The sequence below is a fragment of the Arthrobacter sp. Dra40 genome (assembly GCF_059091905.1).
On the sequence record NZ_JBNHHB010000484.1, the window covers coordinates 1 to 1,425 of the forward strand.

Sequence of the window (1,425 nt, forward strand, 5' to 3'; positions counted from 1 at the left end):
GGCCGCTCCGGACACAATGGCCTCCGATCCGCCCGGTAAGCGGGCAAGTACAACGTTTGTTTCAGGCTACGGCGCGGGCCGGGCAATGCCAAAGCGGCCCGCGTCCTGCCAGGTGTCGACGTCGGAGGTGTGGTTGCCCATCGGGCCCTCCAGCGGGACCTCGACGGCCGGCAGGCCGCCGAGCAGCCGCCGTACCGGCTGGCCGGCCAGCCCCGCGGCTCCCCCGGCCGCCTGCACCGCGGCGTCCAGCGCTGTACTGTCAGCGCAGCACGCCAGCGGCTGCTGTTTGCCGCCGGCGTCCACCGGGATCCAGAGCTTCGCTTCCGGCCGGAGCGCGGCATGGCGCAGCAGCAGTTCCGGCAGCCCCGCCAGCATCGGCATATCGCAGGCAAAGAGCAGGGTGAAGGGCGCCCGGCAGGAGGCACCGCCGTCGGGCTCTGGTTCCAGCGCCAGAATCCCGGCCGCGATGCCGGCTGCCGGGCCAGAGAACGGCGGATCTTCCCGGGTCAGCTGCAGCCGGGGCGGTGCCTTGATATCGGCACTTATTTCCGCGCCCTGCGTGTCCGTGCTGCGGAAGGCCTCCACTTCCGCCAACAGATCATCCGGCCCAACGACGGCGATGCTCCGGGCGCCGCGGACGGCCTCCAACGTGCGGCGCAGCAAGGTGGCCCCGTCCAGCCGCAGCAATGCCTTGGGGCTGCCGCCTAACCGCGAGGATCGGCCGCCGGCCAAGACGACGGCGTCAAAATTCGGAGCAGTCACGCGGCAGTATGCGTGTCGAGGAACTGGCTCCAGGCGGGGGCAGGACGATCCAGATCGCGGATCCGCCAGCGGGCGCCGCTGGGCGGGCGGGGGGTGAAGTGCAAGCTCCAGCCCATTTGGGCCAACGTACGGTCCCCCTTGGCATTGTTGCAGCGCAGGCAGCAGGCCACCAGGTTCTCCCAACTGTCTTCGCCGCCGCGTGACCGGGGTTTGACATGGTCCACCGTGGTGGCTGTCTTGCCGCAGTAGGCACAGACGTGGTTGTCGCGGCGCAGCACTCCGCGGCGGGTCACTGCGGTGTCGTGGTTGTACGGAATCTTAATGTATCGGTTGAGCAGGATGACAGAAGGGCGGCCCAGAATGTCATTGGGTCCGACGACGGGGTCGCCGTCTTCGGCAATTACGCTCGCTTTGCCGGTGAGCACAAGAAGCAGCGCCCGGCGGAAGGTCACAACCGCCAGCGGTTCGTATCCAGCATTCAGAACGAGTGTGCGCATGCACATCCCTCTACGTCTGGCCAACCCGACCGGGGCTTCAGATCCCGGTCCGGGACTGGATTTTCTGCACTGACAGTCAAGAGTATGACGGCAGGTGCGTTCTGCGCTAACTTTTTCCGCAACAACGCCGCCGGCCCCGGTGCACGCTGTGGGCGTGCGCCGGGGC

Annotated in this window: 2 protein-coding genes; both read right to left on the minus strand. The window is 68.1% G+C overall.

Annotation, left to right across the window (positions count from 1 at the left end; genetic code table 11):
- Window positions 1–66 precede the first annotated feature (66 nt).
- The gene (gene mobA, locus AC5RWT_RS37400; protein WP_494084620.1) at window positions 67–762 is read right to left on the minus strand and encodes a molybdenum cofactor guanylyltransferase; all 696 of its coding nucleotides are present in this window, start codon (window positions 760–762) and stop codon (window positions 67–69) included.
- Complete coding sequence (locus AC5RWT_RS37405) at window positions 759–1,259, minus strand: HNH endonuclease (protein ID WP_493968669.1); 501 nt, start codon at window positions 1,257–1,259, stop codon at window positions 759–761. Before AC5RWT_RS37405 ends, mobA begins: the two co-directional genes overlap by 4 nt.
- Between the last annotated feature and the right edge of the window lie 166 nt (window positions 1,260–1,425).

Coding starts and splice junctions, on each gene's coding strand:
- AC5RWT_RS37405 (WP_493968669.1), bottom strand. CDS start 1,259: ATGCGCACACTCGTTCTGAATGCTGGATACGAACCGCTGGCGGTTGTG.